The 14,169-nt window shown below is 40.6% G+C and carries 19 protein-coding genes; 16 read left to right on the plus strand and 3 right to left on the minus strand.

The window, feature by feature from the left end; genetic code table 11:
* Window positions 1–10: 10 nt before the first annotated feature.
* Both BVG16_RS13350 and BVG16_RS13355 read left to right on the plus strand, forming a co-directional pair.
* Window positions 11–352 carry a DUF1801 domain-containing protein gene (locus tag BVG16_RS13350; RefSeq protein ID WP_078499177.1) on the plus strand — a complete coding sequence of 114 codons (342 nt, stop codon included), beginning with the start codon at window positions 11–13 and terminating at the stop codon, window positions 350–352.
* Window positions 353–708: 356 nt separating this feature from the next.
* Entirely contained in the window at window positions 709–1,356 is a 648-nt protein-coding gene (locus BVG16_RS13355; protein ID WP_078499178.1) for a FusB/FusC family EF-G-binding protein, read from the plus strand.
* Window positions 1,357–1,479: 123 nt separating this feature from the next.
* Here the strand turns inward: BVG16_RS13355 and BVG16_RS13360 are convergent, their stop codons facing one another.
* The gene (locus tag BVG16_RS13360; RefSeq protein ID WP_078499179.1) at window positions 1,480–1,731 is read right to left on the minus strand and encodes a hypothetical protein; all 252 of its coding nucleotides are present in this window, start codon (window positions 1,729–1,731) and stop codon (window positions 1,480–1,482) included.
* 108 nt (window positions 1,732–1,839) lie between these two features.
* Between BVG16_RS13360 and BVG16_RS13365 the strand changes: the two genes are divergently transcribed.
* The 3 genes from BVG16_RS13365 (at window position 1,840) to BVG16_RS13375 (ending at window position 4,308) form a co-directional block, all read left to right on the plus strand.
* On the plus strand, window positions 1,840–2,691 hold the full coding sequence (locus tag BVG16_RS13365) for a phosphotransferase family protein (protein WP_078499180.1): 852 nt from the start codon (window positions 1,840–1,842) through the stop codon (window positions 2,689–2,691).
* A 243-nt stretch (window positions 2,692–2,934) separates the two neighbouring features.
* On the plus strand, window positions 2,935–3,249 hold the full coding sequence (locus BVG16_RS34005) for a hypothetical protein (protein WP_078499181.1): 315 nt from the start codon (window positions 2,935–2,937) through the stop codon (window positions 3,247–3,249).
* 90 nt (window positions 3,250–3,339) lie between these two features.
* Window positions 3,340–4,308: a 3'-5' exoribonuclease YhaM family protein gene (locus BVG16_RS13375; RefSeq protein WP_078499182.1), complete on the plus strand. Its 969-nt coding sequence runs from the start codon at window positions 3,340–3,342 to the stop codon at window positions 4,306–4,308.
* Window positions 4,309–4,572: 264 nt separating this feature from the next.
* Here the strand turns inward: BVG16_RS13375 and BVG16_RS13380 are convergent, their stop codons facing one another.
* Together BVG16_RS13380 and BVG16_RS13385 are read right to left on the minus strand one after the other, a co-directional pair.
* Window positions 4,573–5,787, minus strand: coding sequence for a tyrosine-type recombinase/integrase (locus BVG16_RS13380; protein WP_078499183.1), 1,215 nt, complete (start codon window positions 5,785–5,787; stop codon window positions 4,573–4,575).
* 18 nt (window positions 5,788–5,805) lie between these two features.
* Window positions 5,806–6,738 carry a LexA family protein gene (locus BVG16_RS13385; protein WP_158081691.1) on the minus strand — a complete coding sequence of 311 codons (933 nt, stop codon included), beginning with the start codon at window positions 6,736–6,738 and terminating at the stop codon, window positions 5,806–5,808.
* A gap of 217 nt (window positions 6,739–6,955) precedes the next feature.
* Here BVG16_RS13385 and BVG16_RS13390 point away from each other — a divergent pair, with 217 nt between their 5' ends.
* The 11 genes from BVG16_RS13390 to BVG16_RS13450 all read left to right on the plus strand — a co-directional run bounded on the left by BVG16_RS13390 (window position 6,956) and on the right by BVG16_RS13450 (window position 14,158).
* Complete coding sequence (locus BVG16_RS13390; protein WP_078499185.1) at window positions 6,956–7,222, plus strand: hypothetical protein; 267 nt, start codon at window positions 6,956–6,958, stop codon at window positions 7,220–7,222.
* 16 nt (window positions 7,223–7,238) lie between these two features.
* Window positions 7,239–7,550: a helix-turn-helix domain-containing protein gene (locus BVG16_RS13395; protein ID WP_078499186.1), complete on the plus strand. Its 312-nt coding sequence runs from the start codon at window positions 7,239–7,241 to the stop codon at window positions 7,548–7,550.
* Window positions 7,547–8,206: an ORF6C domain-containing protein gene (locus BVG16_RS13400; protein WP_078499187.1), complete on the plus strand. Its 660-nt coding sequence runs from the start codon at window positions 7,547–7,549 to the stop codon at window positions 8,204–8,206. Before BVG16_RS13395 ends, BVG16_RS13400 begins: the two co-directional genes overlap by 4 nt.
* A gap of 13 nt (window positions 8,207–8,219) precedes the next feature.
* Window positions 8,220–8,717 carry a hypothetical protein gene (locus BVG16_RS13405; protein WP_078499188.1) on the plus strand — a complete coding sequence of 166 codons (498 nt, stop codon included), beginning with the start codon at window positions 8,220–8,222 and terminating at the stop codon, window positions 8,715–8,717.
* 247 nt (window positions 8,718–8,964) lie between these two features.
* Entirely contained in the window at window positions 8,965–9,924 is a 960-nt protein-coding gene (locus BVG16_RS13415) for a replication protein (protein WP_078499190.1), read from the plus strand.
* Entirely contained in the window at window positions 9,921–10,844 is a 924-nt protein-coding gene (dnaI, locus tag BVG16_RS13420) for a primosomal protein DnaI (RefSeq protein ID WP_233147030.1), read from the plus strand. The genes BVG16_RS13415 and dnaI overlap by 4 nt, the downstream gene beginning before the upstream one ends.
* 214 nt (window positions 10,845–11,058) lie before the next feature.
* Window positions 11,059–11,586, plus strand: coding sequence for a hypothetical protein (locus BVG16_RS13430; protein WP_078499192.1), 528 nt, complete (start codon window positions 11,059–11,061; stop codon window positions 11,584–11,586).
* Window positions 11,587–11,610: 24 nt separating this feature from the next.
* A complete protein-coding gene (locus BVG16_RS13435) occupies window positions 11,611–12,429 on the plus strand; it encodes a DNA adenine methylase (RefSeq protein WP_078499193.1) in 819 nt (272 codons plus the stop codon).
* Between the two features lie 210 nt (window positions 12,430–12,639).
* The gene (locus BVG16_RS13440; RefSeq protein WP_078499194.1) at window positions 12,640–13,317 is read left to right on the plus strand and encodes a hypothetical protein; all 678 of its coding nucleotides are present in this window, start codon (window positions 12,640–12,642) and stop codon (window positions 13,315–13,317) included.
* Window positions 13,318–13,382: 65 nt separating this feature from the next.
* A complete protein-coding gene (locus tag BVG16_RS34010) occupies window positions 13,383–13,817 on the plus strand; it encodes an XF1762 family protein (protein ID WP_408635336.1) in 435 nt (144 codons plus the stop codon).
* A gap of 23 nt (window positions 13,818–13,840) precedes the next feature.
* On the plus strand, window positions 13,841–14,158 hold the full coding sequence (locus BVG16_RS13450) for a hypothetical protein (RefSeq protein WP_078499195.1): 318 nt from the start codon (window positions 13,841–13,843) through the stop codon (window positions 14,156–14,158).
* Window positions 14,159–14,169: the final 11 nt, after the last annotated feature.

Here is a 14,169-nt window from a genome sequence, read left to right on the forward strand (position 1 = left end):
GAGCGATAATATGAATCAAGAAGTCACGGATTTTATTGAAGCATTGAAGGAACCCTGGCAGAAGGCGTTAAGCACAAACCTGCGACAGGTTGTTTATCAGGCCATTCCTGAAGTGCAAGAGCGCATCCAATACAAGAAACCTCATTTTCTGAAAAATGGAAAGTATGCCGCAGTCATATCAACGTCGAAGGACGCGGTAAGTTTTACGATCTTTAATGCAGCGGAGCTAACACTGCCTGAGGGTATATTTGATGGGCCACCGGAGAGAAAGACGATCAAGCTGCGCCAAGGGCAAACGGTTGATGCGGATCAGTTGGCATCGCTTCTGAGTCAGGCCGCCGTGTCATTATAACCTTCGAGACATAATCATGCACACTTAAACCCAGTTCCGCATTTTGTAAGATGCGTGGTGCTGGGTTTTATCATGGCGGATGGTGTCTTGCTTCGGGTGATCCATCCACCCGAGATAAATTGCGCCTTCTGGGATTTTCTGCTATAATTTTCGGAAGATATATGATTGGGGGTGGTGCAGATGGCAATGCAGAATTGCTCATTAGCTAGGAAGTCCTCATGCAAAGCCTAAACTAGGGCGATACTTTGCGTGAGGTGCGATAGAAGAGATTCGATCGCCCAAACTTAACTTTATCGTTTCTAATAGTGGGCTTTGCACCTTATGATCTTTCATAACAAATAAGGGGCTGAAGAGCTATGAATACACCATTTATTAGAAACCATCAATATAACGTCATTAAGAAACAATCGGAATTCCTTCAGAATACACTGCGAACCGTCGCGGATCGGAGCGTCTTGGAGACCGTAAGATATCGTGCTGCAGCGATCATTACTGAAGCATTTCCTTATCTTACAGAGGATCAGCAGCAGATGCTGGAACAAATATCGACCTTCGAGACGGCATATGATTTTCAGAGATATCTTGGCGCATTAGAACCATACCTAGCGTCATATCCGCCGATTACGCTGAAACAGATTCAGAAGCTATTCCCTAAGCATAAAAAGCTAAAAGCGCCTGATCTATCATCCATCGACTTTCGATATGTGACGTATCTGAGCTGGGTAGATATTGCCACGAACAAATTATTTATTGTATATCCGTTCGAAGGACAGTTCATCGGCATCGAGGGAAGAATCACGCCGACCAACAAGAAAGGGTATTGCCTGTTCTGTAATCGGCCTCAAGAGCTTGCATTCTTCTCGGTCAAGACCAAGCCTGCGAACGCTTCACCTGATGATTATTGTGCCGTAGGTCAATACGTATGTATGGAGAACCATGGATGTAATCAGAGCATTACCGATACAGGAGCACTGGAGAAGTTCATTCTCTCCGTTCGCAAATAACGCTATAATTAGAAAACGGCTGCCCTTAAAGGCAGCCGATTTTGTTCTATTTTCCGTTCGAAAGTTGATCAAAAAACAAAATCCTCCCAAGAATCATGCCTGGGAGGCTATCGTCATATCGTATTAAAAGAATGCTCTTCGTCTTGTGTCTAGTAACACAATAACGAGTAGATCAAATAGAACGAGCGGCAATATGAATGGGAAAAACGATACATGAGCTTTTTTGCCCGTATTGACGTAAGATACTTTGAGATATACTTTATTTTTACTAACCTTTACAATTTTACCGCGATAAGTGATACCTTGTTTCGTTTTGATCTGGACATTTTTATTTATATATTTTTTACTTTTTTTATAGTTCCGAATCGAAGACATGAAGGCGCCCCCCTTTCTCTGCAAGGCTGATATCATAGAATATGTTGGAATCTTTGAAAGGGTGTGGGTCGTCTACGAGAATAGGTATATGTAAGGAGGCGTTAGACGATGCAGATCGAAGAGATTTTCGTAGAATTACGACAGCGTGGAATCATTGATCATCGTATAGATGATTGGATACCGCTGAGTGGTGGGACGTTAAGCACGGTCTATGCCCTTCGAGAGAATCAGCAGCCGAAGCTTATAGTGAAGATGAATGATCCGCTTACGGTCAGGTTAGAATCCGAATACTTGAAGTTCTACAAGTCGATCCCGTTATTTGCGCAAATGATCCAGGTTCACGAGAACTATGAATATTTTGTCTATACCTATCAGACGGGAGAGGCGACATATCCCAGGAAGCATAAAAAGGCCATGCTGCATAGGCTGGTAACTCAGCTGATCAATCATACGAAAGAGGATCCAAGTGCTGAGGGGTACGGATACCAAGACAAGCCTTCACCCACATGGCAAGATTTCTTGCTTCTGCGTTATGGTTGGGCGCAAGAGACGTTGGAGCGTGTATTGTCTGCGGAAGATCACAAGTTCGTAGAACAGCTCATTCGGAACACACCGGAAAGTGGCCGAAAATATCTGCTGCACGGGGATTGCGGGGTACATAATTTCATTTTCGAGCAGGAACAGGTTACAGGTGTGATCGATCCAATCCCAACGATAGGAGAACCGCTATATGATCTGATTTATGCGTTCTGTTCCTCACCAGATTCCCTCGAACCGGAGACGATAGAGCATGCGGTAAAGTCAATGGATGGAGGATTGTATCACCTAAGTACATTGTATGCTGACGTGTTGATTGGGCTTTATTTTCGAATGGCTACCTGTATCGTCCATCATCCGCAAGATTTAGAAGAATATTTGCAGGCGTGGAACATTTGGAAAATGAAGGTGGAGAAGGAATGAAGAGGCTTTTCGCGGTAATCGGATTGGCTGGAGGCATATTTATGTTGTGCTCCTATTTCTATATCGTTCAACAATGAACATCTCCCGCAATTATTTCAACCTGCTGCAAAGTGAATAGAATTCGATAACCCCCCCTTATTCCGCTGATTACAGTGCTTAGACGCAATGATATAATGTTGGAAAGGGGATATACATACAGATGGAGCGGGATGAGAAGGTTGGAACAAGAGGAGATATATAGAAATGGGAGAGATTCGTTTATTGGCGGTTGAGTCGTCAAATATCGATTTAAAAGAGCTAATCGATCGGCTGGATGCCGATTTACAGCAAAGATATCCGGTTGAAAATGGGAATTACAACCTGAGGCGATCCGTTTCTATCTCAAACATGGCTATGAAGAAATCGAGCCTTTCGGAGAATATGTCGACGATCCATATAGTATGTGCTATGAGAAGGTGCTTAAGTAAGTCGATGAAAAGCAAAAAAGCCCAGAGGGTCCTTGGGCTTTTGCTTGTAGCAATGCAATCTATATTAATTATTGTTGGGGGGCAAATGTGATGTGTTCTCTTGACTGACCTTAGTATAGTGGTGGAATATTAATAGAACATTATCCGAACCTTAAAATAAGATAAAAAAAGAGGTGTTCGAATGACTTCCATTCGTAATATGGTTGTTGGCGATGAAATTACAGAATTCTATTTGCTAAAGGAAGCGGAAGTAAAACAGACGCGCTCCACAACGCCGAAGGATTATTTTGATATGGTGCTATCGGATCAGAGCGGCGACATTCCCGCAAAATTCTGGGACGTGACGCCGACAGATAAAGAGACGTTTTTCCCGCGACAATTGGTGAAGGTTAAAGGGATTGTGCAGAGTTACAATGAAAGATTGCAATTTAAAGTTGAGAAAATTCGAGTGGCTACGGAGGAAGACGGCGTGCAATTGACGGATTTTATCCGGGCAGCCCCGGTTCCCGCGGAAGAGTTGATCGAGCGAATTCATGAGGTAACGGCAAGTATTAAGGATGAGGATATACGCCGAGTTGTTGCATTCTGTGTAGGGAAATCAGGGGACAAGCTAACTCATTACCCGGCTGCGAAATCGAATCATCATGCGTATTTTGCGGGACTAGCCTATCATATGAATCGGATGCTCGAAATGGGAGAGTTCATCTGTGGGCAACGACCGTATTTGAATCCAGACCTTGTGAAGGCAGGCATTATTCTTCATGATATTGCGAAGCCGGAAGAAATGATTGCAGAGTTAGGCATCGTGTCCGATTATAGTGTATCCGGCAAATTGTTAGGTCATTTAGCATTAGCATACGGTTGGATTACGGAAGCAGCCATTCATTTACAGCTGTCTCTGACGAACGAAAAAGTGATCGCGCTCCAGCATTTGGTATTATCCCATCACAATTTAGGGGAGTGGGGAAGTCCTGTTCAACCACAGCTTCCGGAAGCTGTGGCGCTTCATTACATCGATCAGCTCGATGCGAAGCTGCAAGCCGTCGAAGATGCATTAAATACAACGCCGGAAACGGAAGAATGGACCAAACCGATCCGTGTTATTGAGAACAAACCAATATATCGTCTGAAGGGGTTACAGCCATCATAATAGTAAAGAGCCTCAGGGGAATCCCGAGGCTCTTTGTTATTTGAAAACCCTTCGATTACGGGAGGGTTATCGATTATTCTGGAGCCCTCTTGCGAGAGCTCCATCATGGGAGAGGATGGTTTCTATTTCGACACAGTTGGATGAGTCATAAAAAAACGTTGATATTACGGCTTTTTTATAAAAACATTTCGATACAGTCGGATGGTTTCGGTTGATTGTTGACGTAGTTGGTCAACAACTCGTCAACAACTCATCAATTTTGATTTAGTTCGCCTCTGTACGAGAAGACTTAGAATTATCTTGAAATATTGCATTTAATTTCTCAGCGGCTGAGCGGTCAGCAGATTCGATGACGTGACCATATACATTCATTGTGGTTGTGATCTTGGAGTGTCCTAAGCGGTTGGAAATAATTTTAGCATGTACGCCTTTGTTTATTAATAAAGTCGCAGCAGTATGTCGGAGATCGTGAAAACGGATATATTTTAATTTAGGATTTCGTTTGTGAAATGATCTCCACATTTCTCCAAGTGTTTTAGGATAGATAGGCTTTCCGTTGGGTTGTGAAAATAGAAAGAAGTGATCTCCACCCAGCCAAGGTTCCTCGCTTTTTAATCTTTGTTTTTTTAACTCCGAAATATATGTTCTTAATTCATCGATGATACTCGAAGGGATAACAACCTTTCTTACAGATCCTTTTGTTTTAGGTGATTTAATAACTGCTTCTCTATTTACAAATTTAGGAATGCTCTGTTTTATGTGAATAATCTCATTATCTAAATCGATATGTTTTTCTTCCAATCCTAATAATTCTCCCCGACGCATTCCAGTTGTTAATGCAAGAATTATCAATATCCTAAACTTTGCATTTTCCTTCTCTAATAATTTGAGAAGCAATTCAACTTCCTCTTCACTATAAACTTCCATTTCCTTTGTGGTTTCTTTTGGTTTCGATACACCTTCCATCGGGTTCTTAGGTATAACTTTCCAATTAACTGCTTTGGTGAAGATGCTTTTTAGAACCCTATAATTATAGACTAATGAGGCTTGCCCAAGTGTTCCTCCATCCAATCTAGACCCTTCTTCTGAGAGTTTTTGCATATAATTAACAATATGCATTGTCTTAATCTTATCCAAACTCATATGGCCGAAATAGGGGAGGATATGGCGTTTTACTTGGAAGTTATAATTTTCAATTGTTGTTGCCTCTAAATCTTTCTCGACAAACTTTGTTCTCCATTCCTCTACGAATGCTTTGAAAGACATCTTCTCCAGAGAAATATAATTCCCCGTCTCAACTTCAATTTTGAATTTTATTAGTTCCTCATCCAGATAATTATTTATCTTTTTTTGGGTTTTGAGAAGTGAGTCGTCGATTCTAATAGTTTTCGTCTTCTTGATCCTGCTACCATCTGGATTGTATCCTGCTTCAACTACTAAAAGATAAGAGTTTTTACCGCGTTTCTGATAGCTAGCCATATTAATCGGACCTCCTAATTATTTTGGCCAAAACTTAACTTCCACTACTTTGCCAATTATCTTCACGTCTTTTGCTGGAATTAATTGAGGCTCCATCGAAGGGTTAGAGGGTATTAACATGCATTTATCATCGTAATACTTTACCCTTTTTAATGTGGCAAAATCTCCATTGACTGCTACTACGGCAATGTCGCTTGAAAACACTTCATCTTGTCTCGTAACAATAACTAAATCCCCATCATATATACGATCCCCAATCATGCTGTCGCCTTTGACTCGAAGTGCGAAAGCTTCTTTACCATGCAGTGTTGCAGGGTCGACGAGCGTATATCCTTCACAATACTCTTGCCTATCTATTGGAATTCCAGCGGCAATCTGACCCAATACTGGAACGCGTCTCATATTGTCCGTTGAATAAATAGATGACCTCTCTTTTACATAAGAATTTTTATCATCATTTAGGCTGTATATGAATGATTGAAAATCTTTCGGATCGTTTTCTGACATGTTTTCTAGTAGATCACCTAATATTTGTTTAAGTTCTTCTTCGTTTAGGCTCAATAAAAATTCAGGTGAATTAAAGTATTCTATAGCCTCATCATTATCTGAATTTTCATTCTCTCCTATGACTTCCACTTGAAGCGGGTGCTTAGCTAACAAGTAAGAAAATAATTTTTCTAGTAGAGATGCTTTATTGATGGACTCTTTTATCTTTTCAGGCGCCTTTTCTAAATAACCAGCCATAACGAGTGCCTCAACATCTCCACCTGTAATTTCTGCTAATGCTCTGTTTATTTCTTCTGATGCGGGGTACTTAGGATCTTTCCGTAATTTAGAAATATAAGATCTATCAATCTTGATCCCCTTTAACTCGTGCATCCTCTTTGTTATTTCAGCAAGACTAAGACCACTTTTCTTGATGTATTCATCAACAAGAGCTGGATAATTCATCTTCATTTCTCCTCTACCTATTTAGATCTTACAATCTGTATTTTAACACACTGTTGATTTTTTATTCAACAGTTTTTTGGGTATGTGATCAAAAATTCATTGACTACGACAAAATTCGTTGATAATATTAAATCGTCAACAGAATGTGACTAAAAAATCAACAGTGAATATTGAGTCACATGTAATTTTTTTTAAAAAGATAGGAGGTGATTTCATTATGAAATACCATGAACTTTTGAAACTCGGTATCGAAAAAGCGGACCTTTCCCTTGCTCAAATATGCAGACGAATGGACAAGAAAGGAGTCACCATCGATAGAGCGATTGTATGTAAATTGAAGAACGGAAAAATCCCGCCAGCAAAAGATAATGTTAACAAGGTTCTCGCTCAAATATTAGAGATTGATGAATCTCAACTAAGAATCGCCGCTGCTAAAGAAACAATACCTGAAGACCTTTATAACCTCATTAAAGTTGCAGGATAAAACAGGAGGGATACAAATGACAGTTACTAAAAATTCAAATGACTTCATTAGCGAAATTAAAGAAGTGCTTTTAAATGAACTTCGTGAAGCAATCAATCAAGAAATCCCAAAAATCCTAGATCAGCGACGAATGACAGTTGCTCAAGCAGCAAAGTACATAGATGTGTCAGAAGATATTCTATATCTAATGTGTAAGGAAGGTGTGATACCTCATTATCGTGCTGGGTCTGAACGTTCAACGAGACAAATAATCAGATTTAGAGTATCAGCACTAGATAAATGGATGGAAGAACAGGAACTAAAGTGTATGAAAGGAGCGACAGCGTGAATCAATTAATAACAATTCAAGGTGTCAGAGGTTATATCGATGATAAAGGAACAGCTCAATTGCATTTGGAAGACTTGGCCCGTGGCTTAGGATTCATTCAAAGAAAAAAAGAATATGAATATGTTCGTTGGGAACGAGTTCATGGTTACCTTGCTGACATGGGATTTCCCCAATTGGTGGGGAAAGATTTTGTACCTGAAAATGTGTTTTATCGGTTGTCTATGAAAGGCGAATCAGAAGCAGCTATATCTTTTCAATCCAAGGTTGCTGATGAAATTCTTCCAGCTATTCGTAGAACTGGTACGTACTCAGTCCCAACTTTAACACCTAATCAAGCAATGGCAGTTGCCTTGCAACAGACCGCGGAAATGATGACTCGTGTTCCAGAACTTGAATCAAAGATTGAAACGGTAGAGCGCAAATTGGACAAGCAAATCACATTATTTAGCGGTGAGCAACGTCGATTGCAACAAGCTATTAATCAAAGGGTTTGCATTATCGAGCCAATAAAGTCTGAGCGTGCAGAATTATTCAGACAATTGCATCGTGACATTAAAAATCGATGGGCAGTTGCGAGTTATAAAGATGTATTACGACAAGACTTGCAGGGTGTCATTAGATACGTGGATGCATGGGTGCCAATAAAAAAATTCTAAGGAGGTTAACATTTTGGAGATATCAGAAATCACATTGGTAAGTAGCGAATCACAGACTAGTAAATTCGAGTGGGTTAATCGCATTGGTTGCGTCGAATTGATTGCAAATTTATGTGTAGACTCTGATCTGAAATTTGATGAGGCTATAGGTCGTGTGCAGCTCGGGAGATATTGCAGTAACCCTCTGAAAATGACCAAGAAACAGCAATCTATGCTTAAGCGAGACTTTGTTAATAAAGTGAAGGATATTCACCATGAAAGAATGGTGCCAGAGGTGGGTGATACCGTGCGGGTGGCGAAACTCATTCCAAATAAATTTTTTAGTGGATACATCCAGGAAAGCAAAACCATTGTTGAAGCCGTTGTAGTTGCGGTCCGGAAAATGTCTAACGGAAATCATTACAGAGTTAAAAGGATACAGGATGGAGAAATGCAGGAAGGTAATGGACACATGATCAAGGGTATTCTTTCCAAAGGGAACCAGGAGGTGATAGGCCTTGAAGCCCAATAATGAACTTGTGAACAGATTATTCGAACTTATAGTATTTTACCGTCAATTGTCTGCTGTCCAAAACCCGGATGGTACATGGGATTGGTTTCTGTGGAATGAAATACAGGAGATTGGGAGAGAAGTGTTTCAATCAAACGAAAATATGGCATCCCTGCCAGGACGCCATATCAAATCTTCAACAAATATATCAATAACAGTGTATCACTAAAAACGATGTTTATACAACCCCGAGCTAAGGAGGGGGAGGATGGCTAACCCACAAACCGGAAACGGGTACGTACGCCTTGCAAATGAGATTTGGGATGAAATACTACGCCGCGACTTTTCAAAGCGTCAGAAAGACATTCTGTTGCTTATATTGCGACTGTCTTATGGATGTGGAAAGAAAACGGCACTTATACCAAAACTGAAATATTTTGCATTGTGCGGTATCGGACCCACTCATATCACAAATGAATTGAAATTTTTGCAAGAATGCAAAGTTATTACTTGGGATCGAAATGAAATGATCTTTTCGTTTAATAAGAATTACGATATTTGGCAGGTCAGCCCCGTTAGAGGTTGGAATAAAACGGATTTTGATGATCTTTTGCATATAAATCTAACGGAAAAAAAGTTACCGAAACGGGAAGTTACCAAATTGGGAAGTTACCAAAAAGGTAATGAGAAAGTTACCAAAAAGGTAAGTATAAAGTTACCAAAAAGGGAACTTCGACGTGTCTCAAACCCTTGCGGTTCTAAGGCGAAACGGCTGTCTAAAGACAGTATTAAAGACAGTATTAAAGACAGTATTAAAGACAGTAATAGATTTAAAGAAGAAGATTCTCTTTTTTTTAAACTTCAAGAGTATCGGAAAACGATTGAAGACAAGTACATCAAGCGCCGCGGAATTGGTTTGGAATTAAACGTTTCAGATGTGGCAGTTATAGATGATTTCATTGCTAAAAAAATACCCTTACAAGTCGTTTTGGATGGTATTGATAAAGCATTTAATGATTTTAAGCCACGGAACAATCGAGATCGAATAAACGGCCTGAATCAGTGTTCTCAAATCGTGTTCAGTCTAAACGCTCAATCAAACGAGGCTACCATATTTGAACCGGATGTAATAGAAGATGTTGCAGCATCACCAGAAGACCAACAAAGCGATGAAGAGGTACTTCGAATGCTTGAAGAGCTTAAAGCGAAAAGAGGTGAAATGGATTGATCGAAGAGATCGTAAAGTATATGCCTAATGACTACGCTAACAAGCTTAAACGCATGCAGGAGGCGTTGAACAATCATCCTGATGTAATTGCCTTGAAAGACTCGCATCCCGACAGAAAGGCGAAAGAGAGTGAATTATTCCATTACGCCCAAAGTTGTACGCGCTGCCGCTCTTGCCCAGGATTAGAAGATTGTAGAAATGAAATGTCAGGGCATCGCTTAGTGCCTGTTCCAGATCAACTTAAACCGGATCTTTTGAATTTCGCACTCCGTCCCTGCAAGCTGCAAGAAGCAAGTATGAAGCAATTACAAATTCAAAAATTGATAAGGTGTCATAACGTTAAGGACTATATCAAAAATTCTATATTTGATGATTTGGATATTGATCAACGAAAAGCAGCAATAGTTGAGTGTATTAGGTTCTGTAATGACTTCAAACCAAACGAAACCAAGGAAGGACTATATTTATACGGTTCTTATGGGGTCGGGAAGAGTCGTATCGCTGGAGCAATAGCCAATGAATTAGCGAAGCAAGGCGTCGATGTCGCACTTGTCTATGTGCCGGACTTCCTCGAAGAGATGAAGGATTCAATTAGTGACAATACAGTTCAACAAAAAGTGGATGCTTTAAAAAGGGTAACTGTTTTAATACTTGATGACATCGGGGCAGAAACGAATTCAAGTTGGACCCGTGATGGAATTATAAGCGCGATTTTAAACGATCGGATGGAAAAATTCACAACGATCTACACATCAAATTTAACGATGAACGAACTTAATAGTCATTTCGCTAAAACTACAAAAGAAGGGATTAATCAAAAAAAAGCGGATCGACTTCTAGAGCGTATCGAACCGTTTGTGAAAGTTGTACCTGTTATCGGACGAAATCGGCGAAGAGATCGAAATAATCCTAGGGGATGACATACATGTGTATGATTTGCAAAGGATCAAGGGTTGATGTTGCATTTAACGGTTCAATGATTATGGTTGGTCCGTGCATTTGTCAAGATGATGAAGATCATCCAGGAGCTAGAATGGACGGGCCTGGGTGGGGAGATATTCCTAACAACAAAAGAATCCATATCTGCGAATTGAACGAACGTACCCATAATAATACTAATTGGAGGATATTCCCATGAAATCATTTATTAATACAAGAATGTTGTGCAAGCAGTTAAAGAAGGATACGAGCATTATTTGGAAACGTGAAGGTTCTACTCACTACATTACGAATCGGCAGTACATGGTGAAAAATGATGTATTACCAATTGATGTGATGACAACACTTTTCGGACGGTTTTTGCGGATTCCTGAGGACGGTGAGACGCTTCAAATGATTCACGGTGAGGTTAAGAGTGTGGATAAAGAATTTGGATTTACGGCGCTCTTTCGTCCAGATCAAGCGGTAATTGAGGGTGTGGCTACATCTTATGTAAAAGAACTAGATAGAGAGCAAGCAAGAATGTTGAAATTCAATGATCAATTTGCCATGGTCAACAATGATTATTTCGGGCTTTCGGATGAAAAAAGGCAAGTATTTGCAACCAGTGAAAACCTTTTGACTCCGCTTTATTTCGCTAACAAGCAATTGTTGATTTTGCCTTATAGAACAACTAAAACAGTAGATCCAATAGATGAGATTATCCAGAATTTCGGGATTTAGGCGACCAAAGGGAGGGAGAAGGGAATGACAGTACCACGAATTTTACATTATCCCGGCAGCAAGTGGAACTTGGCGCAATGGATCATTGATCATATGCCGCAGCATGGGACGTATCTTGAACCGTTCTTTGGATCCGGTGCAGTGTTCTTCAATAAACCATCATCCAAGATAGAGACGGTCAATGATATGGACGGCGATGTAGTAAATCTGTTTAAGGTGATTCGAGATCGTGCAGACGATTTGATTCGCGAAGTCGAATGGACTCCATATTCGAGAGAAGAATATTACGCTTCTTATGAACCGGATCCCGAAGCGGACGAATTAGAAAGAGCAAGAATGTTTCTTGTTCGGTGCTGGATGGCGCGTGGCGGAAAAACAAGTGATCGGACCGGATGGAAACACAATATCGATGCGAGTAAATGCCCCAACAGCAATATGCCGATTCAATGGTCCAGAGTGCCGGAGCGAATAAGCATGGTTACGGATAGATTACGTGGCGTGCAGATTGAGCAGCAGGCGGCAGTCGATCTGATCAAACGATACAACAATAAAGATGTATTGATATATGCGGATCCTCCTTACATTCTCTCAACACGCAGCAAACGACTATATAAGCATGAAATGAAAGATCATGACCATATAGCGCTATTGGAAGTCTTAGACGATCATCCTGGTCCGGTATTGTTATCTGGATATGCACACGAGTTGTACGATGAGCGGCTTAAACATTGGACGCGAGAAACAAAATCGGCGACTGCGGAAATGGGGAGAATCCGGACCGAAGTCCTTTGGATAAACCCAGTCGCTGCGGAACAAATGGGCCAGCTCGTTATGAATCTATAAAGCCCTGATAGGAATCAGCGAGGGGCTGAATTGAAGGCAACCCATATGAGCAAATATATCAATCCGTAATGAACTATTAACCCAACTGCGCAGAAAGACAATATCAAGAGCACAAGTTTTTTGCCACTCATGGATGCACCTCCAAATAGACTATAGCACAGGATATGGTGCTTGAACCAGTGATAACCAATTTATAGGGAGAGATGAGATATGGATATGAATTTAATCGTTAACAATACTTTGGCTGAATTAAAAGAAGAAGGATACATGGAAAAAGTTATCCGCAAGCACCTAGAGAAAACCATTGAGGATGTTGTTGAGGATAGCCTAAGAAGTTGGAGCGATTTCGGTAAGAAAATGAAGGAACGGATTAAAGAGCAGATGGATTTTAGCTTAGAAAACCTTGATATACCGTCATACAATCATTTGATCATGAATGTAATTAAAGGCGAGTTGAATCGTGCTATGGCAGATGAAGGCACAAAGATGATTCAAGAACAAATGCAAGAATTGCTTGGTACGGCGAAGGAAGAATACAAATTATCAGACTTGATCAAGCAAATGGTCGAGGATGATTGCGAATTAGACGAACTGTGGTATGAAGATTACAAAGAAATAACAGTGATCGTTGAAGAGAAGTACGGAAATCAATATATTTACATCGATCCAGAAGAGGAGAAGGACTGGTATGAATGCAAATATATGATTGCTCTTAATAAGGACGGTACAGTCTGGAGATCCGATGTAGACAAGAAGAATTTCGAAAATAGAGTTATCATGGGCGGTATTTATGGGTTAGAACGAATGATTTTCCAAATGTGGACTCGTAAATCAAAATTGATCATCGATAATTATGAAACGTCGTTTACAAATCCTGAATACGAATAGGAACGGATATTAAGGAGAGGGCAAAGCCCAATGAGGGATAAACACTGAAATAGGATCTAGTCCCTTTGGAGCGTAAAGAAGCACAGGCATTTATCAATATGCATCATAGGCATAACGTAGCGCCTATAGGTGACAAGTTCAGGATTGGGTTAGCGTGCGGCGATGAATTGATAGGTGTTGCAGTAGTTGGTCGCCCAATAGCTCGCCATAATGACGATGGCATGACGCTAGAAGTAATCAGATTATGCGTGTTGGAAGGATATAAAGATGCTTGCTCTAAGTTGTACGCAGCTGCTTGGAGGGCGAGCAAGAACCTTGGTTTTCATCGGCTAATTACCTACACGCTTAAATCTGAGCCGGGAACGAGTTTGAAAGCAGCAGGGTGGAAAGTAATCGGGGAGACACAGGCTAGGCCGAAAGGATGGGATACACCGAGCCGCAGGAGAAAGATGGCTGAAAGGTATCCTACAGAACAAAAGACGATATGGGAAATGTGCTAAATCAATCAGGGGAGATGAAACGGATGAAGATATATAAAGTCAGTGAAATATCGCAATGGGGTCATGATGGTTCAGTTAAATATTTTAGAAACCCAATCGCTGCGGAAAAGGATTTCCACAGAAGAGTTAAGGAAGGTATCACATCTAAAGACCTCCCAACCCGGGACAACATGGATGGTTCGCCGCCGTGGAAAGTTAGATGTGACCAGAAGTTTAGGTTTAAAGAAAAAATAAAATTACAGGCTACTATTCATTTTTGGGACTCATATCATACGGATTGTGGCACAGAGTACGACATCTCAAACTACGATATCCAAATTGAAGAGATTGAAGTCGAATAGTTAAGGAGGTA

This window comes from Paenibacillus selenitireducens, from assembly GCF_002021565.1.
GTDB classification, from domain to species: Bacteria; Bacillota; Bacilli; order Paenibacillales; family Paenibacillaceae; genus Paenibacillus_K; species Paenibacillus_K selenitireducens.

Excerpts from the sequence above, each read along its gene's own strand:
- BVG16_RS13365 (WP_078499180.1), top strand. The coding sequence starts at position 1,840 with ATGCAGATCGAAGAGATTTTCGTAGAATTACGACAGCGTGGAATCATT.
- BVG16_RS13395 (WP_078499186.1), top strand. The coding sequence starts at position 7,239 with ATGACAGTTACTAAAAATTCAAATGACTTCATTAGCGAAATTAAAGAA.
- BVG16_RS13360 (WP_078499179.1), bottom strand. The coding sequence starts at position 1,731 with ATGTCTTCGATTCGGAACTATAAAAAAAGTAAAAAATATATAAATAAA.
- BVG16_RS13440 (WP_078499194.1), top strand. The coding sequence starts at position 12,640 with ATGGATATGAATTTAATCGTTAACAATACTTTGGCTGAATTAAAAGAA.
- BVG16_RS34005 (WP_078499181.1), top strand. The coding sequence starts at position 2,935 with ATGGGAGAGATTCGTTTATTGGCGGTTGAGTCGTCAAATATCGATTTA.
- BVG16_RS13390 (WP_078499185.1), top strand. The coding sequence starts at position 6,956 with ATGAAATACCATGAACTTTTGAAACTCGGTATCGAAAAAGCGGACCTT.
- BVG16_RS13385 (WP_158081691.1), bottom strand. The coding sequence starts at position 6,738 with ATGAATTATCCAGCTCTTGTTGATGAATACATCAAGAAAAGTGGTCTT.
- BVG16_RS13415 (WP_078499190.1), top strand. The coding sequence starts at position 8,965 with ATGGCTAACCCACAAACCGGAAACGGGTACGTACGCCTTGCAAATGAG.
- BVG16_RS13350 (WP_078499177.1), top strand. The coding sequence starts at position 11 with ATGAATCAAGAAGTCACGGATTTTATTGAAGCATTGAAGGAACCCTGG.
- BVG16_RS13375 (WP_078499182.1), top strand. The coding sequence starts at position 3,340 with ATGACTTCCATTCGTAATATGGTTGTTGGCGATGAAATTACAGAATTC.
- BVG16_RS13430 (WP_078499192.1), top strand. The coding sequence starts at position 11,059 with ATGAAATCATTTATTAATACAAGAATGTTGTGCAAGCAGTTAAAGAAG.
- BVG16_RS13435 (WP_078499193.1), top strand. The coding sequence starts at position 11,611 with ATGACAGTACCACGAATTTTACATTATCCCGGCAGCAAGTGGAACTTG.
- BVG16_RS13450 (WP_078499195.1), top strand. The coding sequence starts at position 13,841 with ATGAAGATATATAAAGTCAGTGAAATATCGCAATGGGGTCATGATGGT.
- BVG16_RS13355 (WP_078499178.1), top strand. The coding sequence starts at position 709 with ATGAATACACCATTTATTAGAAACCATCAATATAACGTCATTAAGAAA.
- BVG16_RS13380 (WP_078499183.1), bottom strand. The coding sequence starts at position 5,787 with ATGGCTAGCTATCAGAAACGCGGTAAAAACTCTTATCTTTTAGTAGTT.